15 protein-coding genes and 1 pseudogene are annotated in these 20,896 nt (G+C 60.2%); 5 read left to right on the forward strand and 11 right to left on the reverse strand.

Features of this window, described 5'->3' with window-relative positions:
* The 3 genes from FJ527_RS20955 to FJ527_RS20965 form a co-directional block, all read left to right on the forward strand.
* Positions 1-1,128: OmpA family protein (locus tag FJ527_RS20955; RefSeq protein WP_140824017.1), on the forward strand; the 1,128-nt coding region annotated here is incomplete at its 5' end.
* A gap of 11 nt (positions 1,129-1,139) precedes the next feature.
* Positions 1,140-1,634, forward strand: coding sequence for a Rab family GTPase (locus FJ527_RS20960; protein ID WP_140619023.1), 495 nt, complete (start codon positions 1,140-1,142; stop codon positions 1,632-1,634).
* A 3-nt stretch (positions 1,635-1,637) separates the two neighbouring features.
* Entirely contained in the window at positions 1,638-2,708 is a 1,071-nt protein-coding gene (locus FJ527_RS20965; protein WP_140619025.1) for an adenylate/guanylate cyclase domain-containing protein, read from the forward strand.
* 126 nt (positions 2,709-2,834) lie between these two features.
* Here the strand turns inward: FJ527_RS20965 and FJ527_RS20970 are convergent, their stop codons facing one another.
* Entirely contained in the window at positions 2,835-3,515 is a 681-nt protein-coding gene (locus FJ527_RS20970; RefSeq protein ID WP_140619026.1) for a redoxin domain-containing protein, read from the reverse strand.
* A 19-nt stretch (positions 3,516-3,534) separates the two neighbouring features.
* Positions 3,535-6,834, reverse strand: coding sequence for an adenylate/guanylate cyclase domain-containing protein (locus FJ527_RS20975; protein WP_181166422.1), 3,300 nt, complete (start codon positions 6,832-6,834; stop codon positions 3,535-3,537).
* 239 nt (positions 6,835-7,073) lie between these two features.
* Between FJ527_RS20975 and FJ527_RS20980 the strand changes: the two genes are divergently transcribed.
* Entirely contained in the window at positions 7,074-8,837 is a 1,764-nt protein-coding gene (locus tag FJ527_RS20980) for an adenylate/guanylate cyclase domain-containing protein (RefSeq protein WP_140619028.1), read from the forward strand.
* 22 nt (positions 8,838-8,859) lie between these two features.
* On the opposite strand, the gene FJ527_RS20985 is transcribed toward FJ527_RS20980, so the two are convergent.
* From FJ527_RS20985 to FJ527_RS21000, 4 genes and pseudogenes are all read right to left on the reverse strand, one after another.
* Positions 8,860-10,239, reverse strand: coding sequence for a hypothetical protein (locus tag FJ527_RS20985; protein WP_140619030.1), 1,380 nt, complete (start codon positions 10,237-10,239; stop codon positions 8,860-8,862).
* A gap of 348 nt (positions 10,240-10,587) precedes the next feature.
* Positions 10,588-10,881: pseudogene (locus FJ527_RS20990) on the reverse strand (IS1 family transposase); the annotation flags it as partial.
* A 185-nt stretch (positions 10,882-11,066) separates the two neighbouring features.
* A complete protein-coding gene (locus tag FJ527_RS20995) occupies positions 11,067-11,588 on the reverse strand; it encodes a GNAT family N-acetyltransferase (RefSeq protein WP_140619032.1) in 522 nt (173 codons plus the stop codon).
* 73 nt (positions 11,589-11,661) lie between these two features.
* Positions 11,662-12,591 (reverse strand): hypothetical protein, encoded by a 930-nt coding sequence (locus tag FJ527_RS21000; protein ID WP_246677748.1) that lies wholly within the window; start codon positions 12,589-12,591, stop codon positions 11,662-11,664.
* Between the two features lie 101 nt (positions 12,592-12,692).
* On the opposite strand from FJ527_RS21000, the gene FJ527_RS21005 reads away from it, so the two are divergent.
* Entirely contained in the window at positions 12,693-14,108 is a 1,416-nt protein-coding gene (locus FJ527_RS21005; RefSeq protein ID WP_140619034.1) for an adenylate/guanylate cyclase domain-containing protein, read from the forward strand.
* Positions 14,109-14,226: 118 nt separating this feature from the next.
* On the opposite strand, the gene FJ527_RS21010 is transcribed toward FJ527_RS21005, so the two are convergent.
* The 5 genes from FJ527_RS21010 to FJ527_RS21030 form a co-directional block, all read right to left on the reverse strand.
* The gene (locus FJ527_RS21010; RefSeq protein WP_140619036.1) at positions 14,227-14,706 is read right to left on the reverse strand and encodes a class I SAM-dependent methyltransferase; all 480 of its coding nucleotides are present in this window, start codon (positions 14,704-14,706) and stop codon (positions 14,227-14,229) included.
* 203 nt (positions 14,707-14,909) lie between these two features.
* Positions 14,910-16,091 carry an ABC transporter permease gene (locus FJ527_RS21015; RefSeq protein ID WP_140619038.1) on the reverse strand — a complete coding sequence of 394 codons (1,182 nt, stop codon included), beginning with the start codon at positions 16,089-16,091 and terminating at the stop codon, positions 14,910-14,912.
* On the reverse strand, positions 16,088-17,086 hold the full coding sequence (locus tag FJ527_RS21020; protein ID WP_140619040.1) for an ABC transporter permease: 999 nt from the start codon (positions 17,084-17,086) through the stop codon (positions 16,088-16,090). Before FJ527_RS21020 ends, FJ527_RS21015 begins: the two co-directional genes overlap by 4 nt.
* Positions 17,087-17,088: 2 nt before the next feature.
* Complete coding sequence (locus tag FJ527_RS21025) at positions 17,089-18,987, reverse strand: ABC transporter substrate-binding protein (protein ID WP_140619278.1); 1,899 nt, start codon at positions 18,985-18,987, stop codon at positions 17,089-17,091.
* Positions 18,984-20,879, reverse strand: a complete 1,896-nt coding sequence (locus FJ527_RS21030) for an ABC transporter ATP-binding protein (protein ID WP_140619042.1) — start codon at positions 20,877-20,879, stop codon at positions 18,984-18,986. The genes FJ527_RS21025 and FJ527_RS21030 overlap by 4 nt, the downstream gene beginning before the upstream one ends.
* Between the last annotated feature and the right edge of the window lie 17 nt (positions 20,880-20,896).

Here is a 20,896-nt window from a genome sequence, read left to right on the forward strand (position 1 = left end):
CAAAAAATACGCGATGGCGAATTCTATATTGCCGGCCTGCGGGACCCGCTTGCCGTCGACCCGCAAGCCCTGCTGTCTGGAACGCAGCTCGATCCCGGCAAGGTCCATTCGCAATGGCAATCCTATCAGAGCCTTGAACCGGAGTTCGTGTTGAAGCGGCTGACGGTGTCGCTGTATCCGCTGAAATCGGTTCGGCTTTCGATCGTCGACAATCGCATCGTTGCCGAGGGTGAGGCTCCCGACACTTGGATAGATCGGGCGCGCGCCGCGGCCCGACAGCTTTCGGTAGGCGGACCGGAATTCGACATCTCCAGGGTTCGTGATGTGAGCCCCGAAGCACGCGAGGCCGAGCACTGGCAGTATTATGTGTCGCGACTTGAGGCCCAACCGGGGATCATCGTCGCTCAGCAAACGGTTAGGGGCGGCCAGTTCTACATTTCTGGCCTGAGAGACCCGCTTGCCGCCGACCCGCAAGCTCTGCTGTCTGGAACGCAGGTTGATCCTGCCCGCGTTCATTCACAGTGGCAATTCTTTCAGAGCCTTGATCCAAAGTTCGTGGTGAAGCGGCTGACGGCGTCGCTGTCCCCGCCGAAATCGGTTCAGCTTTCGATCATCCAAGGTCGCATCCTAGTCGTGGGGGAGGCGACTGCTGCGTGGATCAACCGGGCGCAGGCCGCCGCTGAACAGCTTTCGGCCGACGGAGTGGTTCTGGATGTCTCGCAGCTGCGCGAGCTGAACCTTGCAGAACTTAATTATTTGAGAGAGGCCATCCAGACGACCGACATTTTCTTCTCTTCCGGCAAAGTTGTGCCGGGACCAGAGCAGCTGCCGGTTCTCGACAGGCTGGCGGATCAGATAAAGGAATTCGCCCAAAATGCCCGCAAGTCAGGCGTAGCTGCGCGCTTCATGCTGACCGGGCATTCGGACGCCACTGGCCGTGAGACGGCCAACGCGTCGATCAGTGCAGCCCGCGCCGAGACCGTTCGTGCGCTTCTCAACAAACGCGGCGTCGCTCCGGAACTGCTGCTGGTTCGGGGCGCGGGCACTTTTGAGCCGCTGGTGCCTGAAAACAGTCAAGCCGGGAGCTCCACCAATCGCCGGGTTTCGATTACGGTAAACCTGGACTAGGGGAGCCCAAGATGGTGCAAAAAAAGATCTGCATGCTGGGCGGGTTCGCCGTCGGAAAGACGAGCCTGGTTCGCAGGTTTGTGCAAAGCATTTTTTCAGAAACCTACCTGACCACGGTGGGAGTGAAAATCGACAAGAAGAATGTCGCACTCCCGGATAAAACCGTCGATCTGATTTTGTGGGACTTGGCCGGCGAAGACGACATCGGCTCATTCCGCGTCAGCTATGTTCGAGGTGCAACCGGGCTTGTGCTAGTCGTCGATGGAACCCGCGCTGCGACACTTGCCGTGGCGCTCACGCTGCGCGAACGGGCCGAGGCCGAATTCGGCGCAATGCCGTTCGTAGTGCTGATCAACAAATCCGACCTGGCCGATCGGTGGGCAATATCGGATGGTGATATCAACGAACTCAGGCAGCGTGGATGGCAAATCTATCTCACGAGTGCACTCTCGGGTGAGAATGTCGATGATGCGTTTCGTCAACTTGCCTTGATGGTAACCAAGTAGACCATGCACGGATTGCCCAAAGAAGTTAGCAGTTGGATTTTCAATTTCTTCTACAATGGGAACTCCGTCGCGTATCTGAAAATCGACCCAAAGCTTTGCGTGGCTGCGAAGGGCGGTAATGTTGAGCATTACGGGCTCTCCTCGCTTCGCATTGGCGAGCGTGTTGCCGAGCAGCTTGAATTCATGGAAGGTTTGCTGCCTTGCCCGGAGCTTCCGTTTCACATTGCCATGGTCGAACTGCCCAGCGGGCGTGTCGCTGACCTTCATTTTTTTGCTGACAATGGCTGCGTGTGGCTGCTCTTTCTTGACGCCACTGCCGAACGCGACAATAGGCAGCGGCTTCAACAAAAGGCTTATGAAATGACCCTCCTGCAAGAGAGGGAGCGTCAACTCAACAAGGAATTACAATCGACGAACGAGGCGTTGAGGAAGAGCCAGGAAGGATTGGCGCGTGAATACCATCGCGCCGAAACCCTGCTCCTCAACATTCTTCCGGCGTCGATCGCGGAGCGGCTAAAGGCGCACAAAAAAATTGCTGACAACCATGCAGAAGTGAGTGTGCTTTTTGCCGACATAGTCGGTTTCACAGAACGAGCGCGGAGCGTCGGAGCCGTAACGACACTCGCAATTTTGAATTACTTCTTCAAGGCGGCGGATCGGCTCTCGGAACGATACGGCTGCGAAAAGATCAAGACAATCGGCGATTGTGTGATGGTGGTCGCTGGCCTGCCCACCGCGCGTGCCGATCATGCGAAGGCACTCGCGCGCTATGCACTTGAGCTGCGTAAGGCGGTCAAGCGCGAACGCTTCGCAGGAGAACCGCTGAGACTCAGAATTGGAATTCACTCAGGGCCAATCGTCGCCGGCGTCATAGGCAAGAGGCGGTTCGCCTATGATTTGTGGGGCGAGACGGTCAATCTTGCCTCGCGTATTCAAACCTCGGCGGAGCCCGATGAAATCCGCATTTCGGATGCAACTCGCCAAATGCTTGGACCAAATTTTGCTTGCGACCCACTCGAGGAAACGGAATTGCGTGGTACCGGTCGTGTGCGAATGTGGCGGCTCCCGGCCTGATTGCCGCGCAGCAGTGCCGATCGTGAGCCCATTCATCTCAAGCCCCAAGCTGTAACGCGAAGTTTTGACCGATAGTGGCCTTCTTGTCCGCATTGCAGATGGCAGCAATGCAGTCTCCCGAAAAACTTATTGGGCGACTTGGGACACGGCTGACATCAGCTCTTGCGGGTTGGGCGCCCCAAACATGTATCGCCCACCTTCTGGCACCTCCGTGAAGCTCCAGCGGACAATCCCTTGCCGGTCCAGTAGGAACTGGCCTATCAGTTGTCCGTGTCCCGTCGCCATCATCTGCTCGTCGGCTTCGGTCACTTCATAATTATCGCTCTTGTTGAGGATTTCGGTGGCCGCAAAAGGATCCATTGGACCGGGCAACTCGCTTGGCATGTCGACCAGCATATCCTTCGCCGCTGCGATCGAAACCTTGTACGGCCAGTTGGTCTCGTTTTGGGTGAATTCGAGATTGGGCAGCCCAAAAGCACGATGCGAAGCGCGTTCAGGATCCGAGGCCGCAAGCAGAGTCGGCATCGGGTGGTAGCGGAAATAAAGACGCGCCCGTTCGATCGGTGTGTTGACCACGGTCAGGCTCTCCACGCCCTTTTCGCGCAGCTCCGGGTCAAGCCGCGCCTGAGCGGCGATATGGCGCCGGCAAAACGCACAATGCAGACCTCGAAACAGACCAACCAGCACCGGTTTTTGTCCGCGAAAGTCGTCAAGCGCGATCTTGCCATCCTGGGTAATGGCGTCGAGGACCAAGTTCGGCGCACGGTCGCCCAGTTGAAGCGGTACCAAGTCACTACGCGCGGACATTTCCAACCTCCAACCCCGGCTAATCGAGAAAGGGCAGCACCACAAGCGCTTCCGGGTCGAGCCCGTGCTGGGCGCATATACCCTGCGCCAAGGAAAAGTAGCGTTCTGCCTCGGCAAGATTGTCGAGGTCGAGATTAAGCGTTGCCAGACCATCATAGCACGGAAACAGCAGTTGGGGTTCGCCCGTTTCGCGCGCTACCTCCAGTGCCTCGTGGAATAAGCCAAGGGCCAGTTCCGGACGGCCGTTGCACTGGTGGATTTGCCCAAGCACAAGCAACGGCACCGGCAGGTGCTCTCGCTGGTCGAGTGCGCGGTCGATCTCGATAGCTTTCTCGGCAGCAGGCACGCCCTCTGTTGGACAGCGATCCGTGAAAGTACAACAAGCGACCGCCAGATTGGCGAGAAGGCGCGCCTGGAAGCCCAAATCCCCAATATGGCGCGCGACTTCAAGACCGCGCCGACAGACCTCCATCGCCTGTGCGGGATCGATGGTCGTGTAAAGCACGCCTAGATTGGTGTAGCCGCGACAGGCCGCGCCCAGCAGACCGGCGGCTTCGGCCAATTCAATGCTATGCTCGACCTGACGCACGGCTTCACGGTTTCGTCCAAGGCGAGCCAGTGCGACAGCCTTGGTATTGAGTGCCTCGGCGGTCACAAGAGTGGCATCACGCCCCACCTCGGAGACATGCTCCGTGGTGCGAGTGCGTACGCAATCCAACGCCGCGTCTGCCCATTTTGCCGCGAGGGCGTGATCTCCGCTACGGAACGCCTGTCGGCCACGTTCTTGCCAGAGATGCGCCTGCTCGACCGGAGCATCCGCTCCTTCGAGGAGCGCTGCCGCTTCAGCGTAGCGGAATTCTGCTTTGTCCCGCTTGCCGACGTCCCAGAGCAGCCGACCGATTTTACGCAAAACGCGCGCAGAGGCTACGCGATCAGCCGACTCACGGTATGCCTGCAAGGCCGCCTCGTAGTGGTGGTGCGCGATCTCGCGGCGGCCCGCCGAGCCGCTCAAATCGGCAATGCGCTCGGCAATTTTCAGTTTGAGCGGTGTTTGCCCGGTCGCCTCCAACGCAGTCAGTGCTCGCTCGTAGAAACGAAGGGCGTCGTCGTTGGCGTAAATCATGCGGGCGCGATCGCCGGCCGCCTGCAGGTAATGCGCGCCCTTCTCCCGCTCGGCGCTTTGTGCGAACTGGTGACCGAGCACGGTCAAGTCCTCGAGCCGTTCCGGATTATCGCCGCACAGTTGCTCCAAGGCAGCACCTATCCGCCCGTGGATTTCGGTCCGGCGTTGCCGGAGCAGATTCTGGTAGATCACGTCCTGCAACAAGCTTTGCGTAAAGCGGTAGCTTTGCGACGAGATGGAGCCTAATCCGGCAACTTCCTCGATGATTTCCGCATCGCAAAGCAGTTCGCAGCCTGCTTCTAGCCGGGCGGGGTCGGCTGTCACGGTCTTCAGAAGGGTGGCATCGAAGCGCGCGCCGATTACCGCGGCTTCCTGGGCCAACCGGCGCACCTCTTGTGGCAGCCGGTCGACGCGAGCAAGCAACATTGCCTGGATAGTGGCGGGAATGTCGGTTGCGACTTCGCCTGCTACGGTCCGCCATCGTTGCCCCTCGCGCACCAGTACACCGCGATCAACAAGGCCGCGAACAATCTCCTCTACAAAAAGAGGGTTGCCACCCGCTCGGTCGAGGATCTGATCGACGAGCCCTGCTGCGGAGCTTACCCAGCTCTCGCCGAAAAGCGCCACCAGCAGGCTGCGCCCTTCATCGCCGTTGAGCGGCGAAAGCCTGAGCGCCGTGTGACTGACCCGACCTGAGTCGAGCTGGCCGCTCTCCGGTGCCGAGCGATGCGTGACCAGCACCATTAACCGCGTGCGTTCCAACCTGTCCATCACGAAACGTAGTGCCTCGAGCGAAACGGCGTCGGCCCAGTGCAGATCTTCGACGACAATCAACAGCGGCGACAACGCAAGCCGCCGTTCGATGATGGTGCGGACCGCGTAGAAGATTTGCCGCCGTAGCTGCTCGGGTTCGACATGCTGCAAGGTGGCATCCGGGTCGCCAAGCCCAACCACATGGTAGAGCAAAGGCATCAGCCGCTTCGCCTCCTCGCCCTGCAGGCCGAGATCGGCAAGCAAGCCTGAGAGCTTCCCCCGCATATCGTTCCCATCGTTGTTTTGCATCATCCCGGCAGCACTGCGCACCACTGCCCCCAGGGCGCCAAATGATTGTTCGCCCAGTGGTGAGCACGTGGTCTGTCGCACGGCGACGTTGCGAAAACGGTCCTCGTCGCCGACACGGGCGACGAACTCCTTCACCAGCCGCGATTTCCCGATACCGGCTTCTCCGACGAGGCGGACAAGTTGGGCCGTGCCGCCGCACGCCTGGTCAAGGCTCGCCAGCGTTCTGTTGAGCTCCGCACCGCGACCTATCATCGGCGCGCTGAGGCCGAGCGCCTCGAGCCCACGCGCTGCACGCGGCTCCGCAAGCGGTGCATCCAATCGATGGACGAGCACACTGCCGGCCTTGCCGCGAAGCACGACATCACCCATCGACTCGTAAGAGAAGGCATGCCGGGTCAGCCTGTGAGTGAGTTCGCCTACCAGCACTTCTCCCGGTGCGGCCAGCGATTGCAGGCGTTGTGCTGTATTCACCGTGTCGCCGGTCACCGAATAGGATTTGGCGATGCCGATGCCTAATCGTCCAGTAACGACGGGGCCAGTGTTTATGCCAATATGAAGTAATAGAGGCGAGCCGGAATGGGGGGTGCTTTCGCCGAGCCGCGCCGTCCGGGCGATCATGTCGAGAGCGGCGCGAAGCGCGCGTTCCGGATCGTCCTCATGCGCGACCGGCGCACCGAACAAAGCGAGCAGTGCATCGCCGATGAATTTGTCGACGAACCCACCAAAATTTTGCACCGCCGCCGTCAATTCCTTGAACAGCTCGTTCTGCAGCGTTTGCATGACCTCAGGGTCGAGCTGCTCGCTGAGTGTCGTGAAGCCGCAAAGGTCGGCAAAGAGGACGGTTACCGTGCGGCGATCGGCGTCAGAGATGGGCTGCAGCCCTTCGTCGCTATCAGTGTTCGCAAGCAGCGACGGAGTTCGAGAGGGCGGCACAATGGTTCGGCTTGGTGTCGGAGCAAGCCGTTCGACGGCTTTTGCCGGCGCACCGACGCTTGCCCCACATTTCGGACAGAACCCGAAATCAGATGCGCAGGGATAACCGCAACTGGCGCATGGCACGGGCTGGCGCTTGCCACACCTCGGACAGAAAGCGTAACCGCCCTCAACCTCGAAACCGCAGCCTGCGCAGTCCATCGAGCCAGACCTCACTAGGGGCCGCGACGGCGTGTTCTCCCTACGCATTTCCCGGCCGGTGTATTCACAAGCATGAACCCATAGCGGTGGATGGGCAAGTGGCAGCGCAAATGGGCATCGGGCGATCGGGTGGGCCTGTGACAGCGCGCGCAGCCAATTCGGTTCTGCGTGGCTGTCGGTTGCAAAAGTTCCCTCTTGGTTCGGTCTTCCTGCTATCGTGAAGATAAGGAGACGGACCCTTGAGCGAGAATCGTAAGCTAGCCGCAATTCTAGCTGCGGATGTGGTCGGATATAGCCGGCTCGCGAGCGCGGACGAAGATCGTACATTGGCGAGGTTGCGGGCACTGCGCAGCGACCTGATCGATCCGATCATCGCAGTGCACCACGGCCGGGTGATCAAGCGCACTGGCGATGGGGCCCTGGTTGAGTTCCGCAGTGTGGTGGATGCCGTGCGCTGCGCCATAGAGGTTCAGAATGGTATGGTTGAGCGCAATGCCGGCGTGCCGCAAGACCGCCGTATTGAGTTCAGGATCGGCATCCATCTGGGAGATGTGGTCGAAGAAAGCGACGGCGACCTGATGGGCGACGGCGTCAACATCGCTTCGCGTTTGGAGGGACTGGCGGCGGCCGGCGCCATCTGCCTGTCCGAGGATGCCTATCGCCAGGTCAAGGCCAGGCTCGACCTCTCCGTCAGCGATCTCGGCAGCACACAGCTCAAGAACATCGCCGAGCCGATCCGGGTCTATTCGCTACAAGTTGGCAGCGCTGGGACCGCGATCCCGGAAAGCGCAACTAGCCGGCCGGCTACGGCAGTGCCGCCGAAGCTGTCGATCGCCGTGCTGCCGTTCGCCAACATGAGCGGTGACGCCGAACAGGACTACTTCGCCGACGGCATCTCCGAGGATATCATCACTGCCCTGTCCAAACTGTCGCAGCTCTTCGTCATCGCACGCAATTCGTCGTTCACCTTCAAGGGCCAGAACGTCCATGTGCAGGAGGTGGGCACGAAACTCGGCGTGCGGTATGTTCTTGAGGGTAGCGTACGCAAGTCAGGGAACCGGGTGCGCATCACCGCGCAGCTCATCGACGCAACTTCGGGCGGCCATCTTTGGGCGGAGCGGTTCGATCGCGACCTGACCGACATATTCGCCGTGCAGGACGACGTGACGCAACAGATCGTCGGCGCGCTGTCGCTTAATCTGACCGCGGGCGATCGGCAGCGGCTGGCGCCCGAGTACCCGCGCAATACGGAGGCGTATGACTATTTCCTGCGGGGCAGGGAGCTGTGGCACCGGCTGACGAGGGAGACGAACGTCGCGGCTCGCGACCTCTTGCAACGTGCCATCGAACTGGACCCGAAATTTGCCTCTGCCCACGCATTCCTGGCCCTTACCCACGGCATCGATTACCTGAACCGCTGGGGTGCGTCGCCGCCCGAATCGATGGCGCAAGCGGACGAGGCCGCAACGCGAGCGGTAATGCTGGATGGCAGCGATCCCTGGGCGCACTGGGCGCTTGCTATTGTCAAGCTGTACACACGGCGACACGATGGGGCCGTCGACGAGGCCGAGCGCGCGCTCGTCCTCAATCCGAACTTCGCCGAAGCGCACGTTGCCCTCGGCGAGGCGTTGTACTATTCGGGCAGATCCGAAGACGCCCTCGAGAGTTTTGCCCGGGGGAAATTCTTGAATCCATATTTCCCGGATGTGCTTCTCCACTTTCAAGCTTTGGCCTTGTTTCAACTTGGAAGGTACGAAGAGGCCGCTGACCTCTTGCTGCAACGGCTGGCTCGCAACGCTGTCACCGACGTATCGCGGGCGCTTCTGGCCGCCAGCTACGGCCAGCTGGGCCGTTTCGCCGAGGCCCAAGCGGCATGGCGGGACGTGCTTCGCGTCAATCCCGACTATTCGCTGGAATACCGTCGCAAAATCCTGCCCTACAAGAACCCTGCCGATTTCGAACTCATGGTGGAGGGGCTCCGCAAGGCCGGTATTGAGCAATAACAAGTGAGGCCAGGCGTCCGGATCAGACGCTGTAGGCTTGGCCGATCTTGCGCCATCGCGCGTTTTCGCGGACGAGCTTCAGGTTGTCGGTGGCCTCGGCAAATGTCCGCGAACGGTATTGCCGGAGCAGGTCCGCGAAGAGCGCCCCTTCCGGTAGGCCGGCAAGCTGCTCGCGGACCGAAATCTTTTCATCGATGACCCGGGTGCCCCAAGCATTTTCCCTTACCTGCAGCTCCGCAGCCAGATCACGCTCTTCCGGTGCGGTTTCGTCCAACGCAGCTAGGAGGATCGAGTGGAAAAGCGCTACATAGCCAATCTGTCTCAGGCCGCCGACAACCCGCACCCGCGGCAAGATGGCGAGAACCAGGAACGTCAGGAACAAGTTCGGCAGCAGCACGCCGTCAAGCAGCGCCTGCTTGAGATGCGGCCGCTCGAAGGGGATGGACAGACCATGCGGCTTATCAAGCTCGATCAGGGTCCCGTCCTCAAGAACGAGCTTGCGCACGCGCTCCTCGCGGATGCCCCAGAAATAGTCCGTGGCATTGGGGAGGAACCTGCCGAATGGGCCCGATGCGGCCTCTTGCAAGGCATGTTCGAGACGCCGGCGTCTTGCGGGTTCGATGAGCAGCCTGGAAAGAAGACCGCCGTCATATTGTAGATGCCGCGCCATGGCAGCCGCGGCGAGGCGATCATCGATGAAAACCGGCAGGGCCATGCCGGAGCGATCCCAGTTGGCGACCAGATCCTCGTTCAGCGCTGTCATGGCATCGGCGGCGGTTCCAAAGACCTTATCCTGGCGGGCAAGCAGCGTACCTAGCCAGCGGCTGGCATCCGTCTCATCGCCCACCGCTTCGAGCGCGCGCTTGTTGAGGGAGACGGGACCGGCTGCGCAGGCGCTTTTGCGGCACAGCTTGTGGCGCCCCATGCCAAACAGGTTGACCTTGTCGTCACCGACATCGAGCCACCCGGGCCCCTCCCGGCCAATTGTCTCCATGGTCATCGTCGTTCCCATGAAGCCGACGAAGGCTGACAGCCCGTTTTCGACCGCGCCGAGCCAGGCAAACAGGAGGGCATCGAAGGTGGTCCGGTCCATCAGAAGCAGGCAGTGCAGACCGGACTGAATCACCGGTCTGTACTCAAACTCATCGAGGGCCTTGCCGATCTGCTGAGGCTGCATAATTACACCGAGGCGCTGATGCAAGACTTCGCGCAGGATCGAGCGGGCAGCGATCGCCGGGCTTGATACTGGCCTTGCCACCGGCCGCCACAGATGGCGGGCGTAGTCGGAAACGGGAGCATTCCAGTTCTGCTCGATGTCACGCACGACTTCCGGGCAGAGCAGCGACAGTACAGCCAGAATTTCCGCCGGAGGCGCAGGGGTTGGATCAAAGCCGTCGGTCATCGGTCCCGTCTAGCCGCTTGCGGGGCAAACGCCAAGTGAGAGCGGATCCGGGTAGTGGGTCAGTTTGAAATCAACCGCCAGATCGTCCAATAGTAGACTGCTACATGCGTCGCTTCGACCATTGCCAGTGTAGCTGCAAAGACTCCGACCAAAGTGACGGAAGGATGCCGGTCGAGCCATGACGGTGGCTGGTCGCAGTCGCCTTTGATAGCAGCGAAAATCGGTTTCCAAGTAGCGATGGCGCGAGCCCCGTCCATATAGCGGCCCACACCAAAACGAATTCAACGGGAAAGCCCCGAATGGCGAAATAGATCGGGCCGACGATAGACAGTCATGGAACCACAATGTTCATGCGGGGCGCGTCTTGTACGGGCCGCGAACCATTGGCTTCTCGGCTTCCTTCGCCTCGATAAGCGCAACTATGTCGCTAATCTCCCAAAGCTGGTCAGTCACGCGAGCGGCCATCGCAGGCGTCACGCGCAAAGTGGCATGGATGCGCACAAAATTGTAATACATAAAATGCAGCCCGACCGCGTTGGCGTGAGCCTCAACCGTTTTGGAAAAGCCATTGGTTAGGCCCGTAAAGCGGCGCATGTGCATCCGCACGGTGAGGTTCTGGCGTTCGGCAAATGACGTGCTGACATACTTGAATTTCAAACTGACCCACTACCCGGATCCGGCACGAATTGTCTACGTCAACGCCATAAACTAGGCTGTCGGGGACGATGCAATGAGCCTCAGATTGCGTGTTGTCGCGGTCCCGGCACTCCGAGGATACCTGCTGTCGACCGCGCTCGTGTCGCCAGCAGCGTTGATAAAAGCGGATCTTAGAACCGCAGCCGGGCCATACTCAGGAGGTCGCGGTACTGGCCGTCGGTAAAACCGGCCTTCACATGCCGGCCTTCGACCTCGAAGCCGTGGCTGGTGTAGAGGTGGATGGCCGGTTCGTTGTCGACATAGACGCTCAATTCGACCCGCTTCAGGGCGCGCCAGTTGTCGGCCACGTCAAGCAGCGCGCCAAGGATGGCAGAGCCGATACCTTTGCCGACAAAGCCGTCGTCTAGGCCGATATTGATTTCGCCGATATGTGAACGGCGCGGCGAGCTTTGCACGACCAGGCTGCCATGGCCGACGACCTTGCCGTCCAATTCGGCGACAATCCAGGTGTCTTCCTGGCCGGACTTGGCGATGCGCCGCTCAACCTGGTCCACCGTCTCGAAGGGCATCCTGAACGTGCCCCAGCGGAAGCCCGGCATGTTGAAGATCGCGCAAAGCGCCTCCGCATCGCTTCGCCGGACGGCCCGGAGCTGCGGCTGGATCTTCTCGGATGGCGAGGTCGTGCTGGTCATGGCTTCCTGGCGAAATGTATCGGCCCCTCACGATGCACCGGACGTCACCTGAAAATCCAGCCGTCTCTGCCGCCTATGCTGTCGAATGCAAACCAAAATACCGAAAGCCAGTGTAGAGTTTTAAGGCGCCGCTGATGCCGATCCAGCCGAAAAGGGCGAGCCAGCTCAATGTAGCGGCCGCCGTCCAGTCGATCCGGTGCACCGCGCCGTCGGTGATGACGAGGCCAAGGATGGAAAGCAGGCCGACCAGAAATTGCGCCAGGCCTAGCACCAGCAATTCTTCGCGCGGCGCGCTTTTCCAAATAAGGTAGGTGCCGCCAGCGCCGGCGAGCAAGATGGCGCTGTAGACCTGGGCGTGGAAGGGATCGACCGTCCATGGCCAGGTGCTGCTGACCATAGCGGGAAACAGCAACATGCCCAAGCCATAGAGGCAAAGGACCGCCGTTTCCGCCAACATGTAGCTGCGCCATGCCGGGCTTGGGGTCACGCCACTTGCTGGCTGACGGGCCCTGGCCCGCCACAGGAACAGCCCCGATACGGCGACCGAACCAAGATAGACCAGAAACCAGAGCCAGGCCGCTTTTCGCTCGAAGTCGAAATAGCCGAGATTGATCAACGAAACCACCGACACTATGAGGGTGAAGATGAACGCCATGACCAGCACGAGCCTGCCCGGCGACCAGCGATTCCAGAATAAGAGCGCCGCCATCACTGCCATTTCGGCGGTGTAGAAGCCGCCGAGAAAGCGGGCACTGAACGGCGTGACGGGCCAGGGCCAGCGCGGCTTGACCAGCGCAGGCGCGAAAAACAGGCCGGCGCCGACGATGAGGACAATAATGACCCCAGCCGAGAAAAGCCGTAGCGCCGCGGGAAGTGGCGGGTTGTTGGATGTCGGCACGGGAGAAAGCCCCAAAGATGAATGCCCCATGCACCCATCATAGTGCCGCTTGCGGCCGGTGAAAATCCGCCGCATGCAAATTGAGCTGTCATCAGATCTATCCATTCGAATGGCCGTTCGATCCCTTTCGACGTAAGATGCGGTGCGCGGACCGAAGCCCAGTCCGGCCAATACGCCTCGGGGCGCAATTTTCCGGAGCCTGCACCATGACCGAAGCTCAGGATCTGTTCTCACTTCTGCGGCAATCGACCGATGTCGAACCGCAGGCAATCGATGCGATCCGGCGAACCATCGCCGAGGGCAAGGACCGCGAGCTTTGCCGCATCAATGGGCTGGCCTTCGCCAGCAAGAATGGCCTCGACGAGGAACGCACCATCAGCGCCTTTCTCCATGCGGCGCGGGTGGGCATCTTCGACATTTCCTGGAATGTTCTATGCCCGGGCTGCGGCGGCGTGCTCGACACCAACGCCACGCTGAAAACCATGCAAAAGGACGAATACACCTGCGCGCTTTGCTCCGAGGGCTATTCGCCAACCCTCGACGAGATGGTCGAGGTGACATTCACCGTCAGTCCACGCATACGCAAGATTGCCGCCCACACTCCACACGAACTGCCGTTGGTGGAATATTTCCGCCAGATCTACTTGGCGTCCGGCGCCGACCTGCCGGAAGAAGATTTGGCGGAGAAGATGGAAGCGTTCTCGCTGGAGGATATCGAGCTTGCGCCCGGTGAAAAGGCGGTTCTGCCCATACAGCTTCCGCCTGAATTCGTCATCGTGTTCGAGCCGGTCACGCATTCAGCGCAGTTCATCGACGCTAAGGGCGAACCAACAAAAGAGCGCCGAAGCCTCTCCTTGGTTTTCGACCGCGACCATGTCCAGAACCAGACGTTGGAGATGCAACCAGGCCCTTTGCGCATTTCCCTGGAAAACAGGACCGAAACCCGCGTGCTGCCGACGGTCTTCATCGCCGGCCACGCATTGCACGATTTCCTGGGCAAGCGCCGGCCCTTCCTGACCGCCAAGCGCTTGCTCACCAACCAGACGTTTCGCGATCTCTATCGCACGGACACGCTCGATATCAACCAGCGGCTGAAGATCACCAGCCTGACCTTCCTGTTCACCGACCTGCGCGGATCGACCGAGCTTTACGAGCGGGTCGGCGATCTGTCAGCCTTCGATCTGGTGCGCGAGCATTTCCAGGTGCTGCACGAGATCGTCGCGGCGGAGGCGGGCGCGGTGGTGAAGACGATCGGTGATGCGGTGATGGCGACCTTCGCGACGCCTGATCGTGCGGTGGCCGCGGCCCTCAGGATGCGCGATGCCATGCGTGGGCTCAATGGAAAAAGCGGGCGCGAGGACCTGCTGCTCAAGATCGGAGTCCATGCCGGCCCTTGCATCGCCGTGTCCATGAACGAGCGGCAGGACTATTTTGGCCAGACAGTCAATATTGCTTCACGGGTCCAGAACCTGGCCAACGCACAGGCGATCTTCGCCACCCGCGCGGTGGTTGACGACAATCTCACCGCCGATCTGTTGCACAGGAACGCGCTGACGCCCGTGCCTCACGAAGTCTCGCTGCGCGGCATTGAGCGGGAGATCGCGGTGTATACAATCCCCTGAGGAATTGCAGGATGAGTGCGAAACGTTTCCGGGGGAAAGGCGGGCGTAGCGCTCTCGCTTGGGAACTGCGTTAAAACAAAGAGCTGGAGCAGCGTTATGGTAGAGCGCTCTCGGCCGCTCACAAGCGCTTGCAGAGGAAATAACGATCGGCAGGCTCCGACGTCGGCGCCGGAAGGCGTTGCAGCAGCGGGTGATCGAGCGGCGTGCCGCTGACGGCGAAGCCGCCAACGCGAAGCAGGCTCGCAATCAGATCGGGAAGCCAGGTAGCGGTCACTGCATCGCGATCATCATAGCCGGTCCCGATGTCGGCATGAACAAGGGCGGCCTCGATGCCAATGAACTTGCGGCCGGTTTCGCGTATTTCGCCGAGCACGAGGTTTTCAGCTTCGGGAATTGAGCTGGCGTGTGCGCCGACTTCGCGGTCGAACACCACGATCCGGCGCCCGGGCAGGCGCTCGCGCAGATGGTGGAACGTCCGGCCATTGCCGAGGCCGAGCTCGAGCACCAGCCCTTCCATCTTCGCCACCTCGGGGCAGACGTGATCGAGAATGTCACGCTGTGCTGTCATCCTGCTGATGAAATTCTCGAGACGACTCATATGCTTTTTGTATCCTGAACCAGATCAAGAGATCGGCTATGCCCGCGACACGACCTGTTCACGAGTGCATCCCCAAGGCGACGCGCTAAGCTCGATTGAGTGTCGGCACATATAAGGGCGGACGATGAACACTGCAACAAGTACGGCCGCAGGGATTATAACGGGTGGAACAGGCGGCACAGCGTGCCGCCTGAATAGCGATCTCACTTGTAGGGGTCTGCGGCGTCCCGCAGGCCGTCGCCGAGGAAGTTGAACGCCAAGATGACGAGAACGACCGGGAGCATCGGCAAAAGTAGCCATGGATAGAACGCGATCACGCTGACGCTGCGCGCCTCGGTTAGCAGGATGCCCCAGCTGGTTGTCGGTGGCCTCAAGCCCAGCCCAAGGAAGCTCAGCGCCGTCTCGCCCAGGATCATGCCGGGTATGGAGATCGTGGCGGTCGCGATCAGATGCGACATGAAGCCGGGGATGAGGTGCCGCCGGATAATGCGGCTGCTGCTGGCGCCCATCAATTGTGCCGCCAGAACGTAATCCTCCTCGCGCAAGGCCAGAAGCTTTGAACGCACGGCCCGCGCCAGTCCGGTCCAGTGGAGCAGCCCGAGGATGACGGTGATGCCGAAATAGATCAGGATTGGGCTCCAAGTTATCGGCATGATCGCCGCCAGAGCCAGCCATAGCGGAATGCTGGGGATCGATTGCAGAACTTCGATTATCCGTTGAACGATCAGGTCGAAGATACCGCCGTGATACCCAGCCAGTCCGCCTATGACAATGCCAAGCAGGAAGCTGAAACTGATGCCGACCAGGCCGATTGTTAGTGAAATGCGTGCGCCATAGATGATACGCGAGAGCACGTCGCGCCCCAGCCTGTCCGTGCCGGCCAGAAAGAGCTGGCCATTTTCGGCAGGACAGAAGAAATGCCTGTCACCTTCGAGGAGGCCCCAGAACCGGTACCTGTCGCCTTTGCAGAAGAAGCGAATCCGCTGAACGTCATCCTGTTCGTCGATGTAGTTGCGCTTGAGTGTGTCCATATCCAGCGTCATCTGGCGACCATAGACGAAGGGCCCGACAAGCTGGCCGTTGTGGAACAGGTGTACCCGCTGCGGCGGCGAATAAATGTAGTCCATGTTGCGCGTGTGCAGATTGTAGGGCGCTATGAATTCGCAGAGCAGTATCCCGAAATAGAGCGCTGCCAGAAATATGCCGGATACAAGAGCAAGCCGGTGCCGTCGGAATTTCCACCACATCAGCCGCAACTGCGACGCCTGAAAGACCTTCGACTGCTCGGCCGTCATCGCCTCGACCGATTGCAGGTCAAAGGGCGCGATGGAAACATAGTGTTGCAGTGGGGCACCCGGAGCGGGCAGGGGCGATTGCTTGTTCATTTGGTGCTGCCGCCCTGCAAACGAATTCGTGGATCAAGCAGCGCCAGCGCCAGGTCGGAAATCAGGACACCGATCACGGTCAGAAAGGCAAGGAACATCAGGAAAGACCCTGCCAGATACATGTCCTGGCTTTGCAGCGCTCTGATCAGCATCGGCCCCGTCGTTTCCAAAGACAGCACTATCGCGGTGATTTCAGCACCGGAGATGATGGCCGGCAGGATAGAGCCGATGTCGGAAATGAAGAAATTTAGCGCCATGCGCAGCGGATATTTGACGAGCGCCCTGAAGGGATGAAGGCCTTTGGCGCGCGCGGTCACGACATATTGCTTGTGAAGCTCATCGAGCAGATTGGCGCGCAGGCGCCGGATCATGCTTGCCGTGCCGCCGGTGCCGATGATCAAGACCGGGATCCACAGATGGGCGAGGATCGACTTCGCCTTGGCCCAGCTCATTGGCTCACTGAGATATTGCGGGTCCATGAGATGACCGATGGAGGTGCCGAACCAGATATTGGCGAAATACATCAGGATCAGCGCCAGCATGAAATTCGGAATGGCCAGGCCGAGAAGCCCGAACAGAGTAAGGCCGTAGTCGCCCCAACTGTATTGATGTGTGGCGGAGTACATGCCGATCGGAAAGGCGATGAGCCAGGTGAAGATGATCGTGACGAAGGAAACCAGCACGGTCAGCCACATTCGGTCCCCGACGACGTCGCGAACCGGCAGCTCATATTCGAAAGAATAGCCGAAATCGCCGTGCAGCATCCCGCCGACCCAGTAGAAGTAGCGAATGACCGGCGGCTGGTCGAAACCATATTCCTTCCGCATCATTTGGATGCGGTCGGAATCTACCGCTTCGCCCTGGGCCCGAAGCTCGGAAATGTAACTGTCGAAATAGTCGCCTGGGGGAAGCTCGATGATCGTGAACACCAGCGCCGATATGATCAGCAGCGTTGGAACCATCACAGCGATGCGCCAGACAATATATCGAAACACGCTCAGGACTCTCCAAGCCAGAATGTATCGGGCATGTAGACACCGAAATAGGCGGTCGGGTCATAGCCGTAGAGCGCCTTGTCAGGCAGATTGCGCAGCCGTGAGGACGCCAGAACCGGCTGATGCGTTCCGTTCACCGTGCCGATCGAAAACACCTGATCGGTATAGATCGACAGCATTGAATTCCAGATCTCGGCGCGCTCCGCGGCCTCGGTCGATGCGTTCCAGCGCTTGAGCAGAGCCATCAACTCGACCACAGGCGGAAGATCGGGCGCCTCACCGAGCGTGCCACGAGACAGGTAGTGAGCGCCCCACAGCGGCCATTGCAGCTGGTCGTCGATGGTGGGGGCCAACTGGTACGGATTCATGTCGGAGGTCGGCACGCCATTGTCGATGCCCGACCACATCGACATCATGATCTGGCCGCCAAGCGCGCGGCTGCGGAAGATGTCGCGCTGCGAAGTGCGGACGAACAGGGCGATGCCGATCTGACGCCAGTGATCGGTGATGAGTTCGAGCGCGTCGGTTTCCAGCGTGCTTTCGCCGGCCGTTTCCACTATGATCTGCGCCGGGCGTCCATCGGGAAGTACACGCAGGCCATCATCGTCGCGTTTTTGAAGCCCGACCTCGTCGAGCAGCGCGTTGGCTTGGTCGGGATCATGGGCGACCCAGGCCTTCGCGAATTCCGGCCGGTAGAGCGGGCTCTCCGGCAGGACCGTATCGGCACTTTCCCGCGCTAATCCGTAGAATACTGCCAAATTGATCTCGCGCCTGTCCACAGCGAGGGAAAGGGCGCGGCGCACGCGCACGTCACGAAAAAGGCTGCGCCATACCTGGTCGGCACAATTCAGATTGGGCAGCAGCGCCAGCCGGGAACCCTGTGTGCGTTTCCACAGATGCATCTTCACCGGGTAACGCTTCTCCGTATCCTTCAGGAAAGAGTAATCGGCGAAGTCGATGCCCATGCATTGCAGGTCGCTCTCACCCGCACCGGTCTTGGCGGAAATGATCGCCGATGAGCTGACATTCAAGACAAACCGGTCAACATAGGGTAACTGCCTGCCATTCTCGTCTATTCTATGAAAGAACGGATTTCGCTCGAAAATGAACTGCTCAGCCGGCGGCTTGGTCCGGTTCTGCCAGGGATCGAGCGTCGGCAACTCCGGGTTCTCCGGGCGATACTGCCGCGACATGCGGATATGCAGGAGCGTCCATTTCTGGACCCGGTTCTCCGTCATTAGGCCGGCGAGCCGGAACGGATCTTGGTATTTCTTGTGGAACTGCTTGAGATAGGCGGCCGGCAGAACAAGCGATAGCGGCGAGGCAGCAGCGAGCTTGGGCAGGAAGTCGGGATTTGGCGTCTCCCAACTGTAGCGGACCGTCAACGGGTCGACGATCTCGAAGCGTGGCGGCTTGCCATCTGCCACCAGGCCCGGAGCAAGCCCGCCTGGCGACAGCTCATCGTTCAGCCAGACATCTTCCCAGCAATAGCGGAAATCTTCCGACGTCAACAGGCTGCCGTCAGACCATTTATGTCCTTCCCGCAGCTTGAATGTGAAGACACGATCATGCGCGACGTCGAAACTTTCGAGGATGTCGGGTTGCATGTTAAGCTTTTCGTCATAGCCGACCAGGCGAGCATACCCATAGATCGTCATTATCCGGATATCTTTCTGGCTGCCGATGATCGTGCGCAGCGTGCCGCCATACTGGCCGGGTTGCCGGCCCATCGCAGCCAGATTCAATACGCGCGGGCTCTTGGGCAGGCGTTCGGCGAGTGCCGGCAGCGCCCTGGCCGTGAGCTGCGGCTGAAGAAACTCCGGCTCCAGATCGCCTGCGCGTAACTTGCCCGGCACAAATGCCGAAGCCATGAGCCCAAGGGCAGTGCGCCGGCTGATCAAGATCGTAGCTCGCTGACATTGGCCGAACGTCGGGCCAGCACTAGGTGGCCGCCGCCAAGGTCGAGCGGCGACAGCACATCCTCGTCGCCCTCGTCGCGGAATTGCGGTCCCCATGCGCTCTTGTCGGAAGCACCGCTGAGCTTCAGCGTCTTGAAATCCATTGGCCTGTCGAGATCGGGAAACGGTACTGCGGCGACCAGCGAGCGCGTGTAGGGATGGACCGGTTTCCTAAGCAGAATTTCGCGCGGCGCAAGCTCGACGATACGCCCCCCGCACATCACCGCGATGCGGTCTGCCATGTAGTCCACCACCGCTAGGTTGTGGGATATGAATAGGTAAGTCAGGCCCAGTTCCTTCTGCAGGTCCTTCAGGAGGTTCAGAATCTGCGCCTGGACAGAGACATCGAGCGCCGAAACCGGCTCGTCGCAAATCAGCAGTTCAGGCCCCAGCGCCAACGCGCGCGCGATGCCGATACGCTGACGCTGCCCACCGGAGAAACTGTGCGGATAGCGCTTGATGAAGCGCGGATCGAGCCCGATTGCCTGCATAAGGCTCTTCACCGTGGCTAGTCGGGACGCGGCATTACCTCGTTGATGGATTTCCAACGGCTCGCTCAAGATGTTCTCCACCGTCATGCGAGGTGAAAGCGATGAAACCGGATCCTGAAATACCATCTGGATCTTCGCGCGCAGCAGGCGCAGGGCGGCTCTGTCGCCTCCCAACACATCGATCGGTCCATCGCGGCCATTGAAAAGCACAGAGCCGCCGCTAGGCGTGACAGCTCGCATGAGCATCTTGCTGACGGTGGTTTTGCCGGAGCCGCTTTCGCCGACCAGACCCAGGCACTCACCCCGGATGATATCGAAGCTCACGCCGTCCACGGCGCGAACTGAGGTTTGATGATCGCCGCCGAACCATCCCGACTTGCGGATGGTGAAGGTTTTTGTCAGGTCCCTGACCGATAGCAGGATGTCGTGCGGCCCCTTCGATGCCGGCGCCGTCTGTTTGCCAAGCAGGTTCTCGACATTCACCGGCACCTCGCGCAGCGCCTTTAGCCGTTCACCAGGCTTCAGGTCGAAATGCGGAACGGCTGCCATCAGGCCCTTCAGGTAAGGGTGACCTGGCCGGCGGAATATCGCCTCGACAGGTCCCGCTTCCATGATCTCGCCATGGTAAATGACGACCACCTCGTCGGCGACATTGGCGACCACGCCCAGATCGTGGGTGATCAGCAGCATCGCCATATTCAGCTTGCTCTGAAGCTCGCGCAGCAGTTGCAGGATTTGCGCCTGGATGGTGACGTCCAACGCCGTCGTCGGCTCGTCGGCGATCAACAGGGCGGGCCGGCAGATAAGCGCCATGGCGATCATGGCGCGCTGACGCAATCCTCCCGAAAGTTCAAATGGATACATGTCATAGGCGCGCTTGGGATTGGGAAAGCCGACAAGGCTGAGCATTTCCTCGGTCCGCGCCTTGCGCTCTGCCCGAGCCATGGGCGTATGGATCTGCAGCGATTCGCTGACCTGGTTGCCGATCGTGTGCAGCGGCGAAAGCGATGTCATCGGCTCCTGAAAGATCTTGCCGATGCGGCTGCCTCTCAAGGCCCGGATTTCGGGTCCATCGCGCGGCATCTGCAGGATATCCTGTGTCGTGCCGGGCTTTTCAGGATCGGAAAATAGGATACGGCCACGAACATGGGCTGTGTTCGGCAAAATGCCCATCACTGCCTGGCTGAGAACTGATTTTCCGGAACCGGACTCGCCGACAAGCGCGGTAACCTTGCCTGGAAGGACGCGAAGATTTGCCCGCCTGACTGCATGCAAGGGTCCCCCGATAATGGCAAAAGAGATGCCAACATCTTCGACCCGCAGCAGATCAACGCCCGAATTCATTCTCACCAGCCCACTTT

The organism is Mesorhizobium sp. B2-4-18 (genome assembly GCF_006441385.1).
GTDB classification, from domain to species: domain Bacteria; phylum Pseudomonadota; class Alphaproteobacteria; order Rhizobiales; family Rhizobiaceae; genus Mesorhizobium; species Mesorhizobium australicum.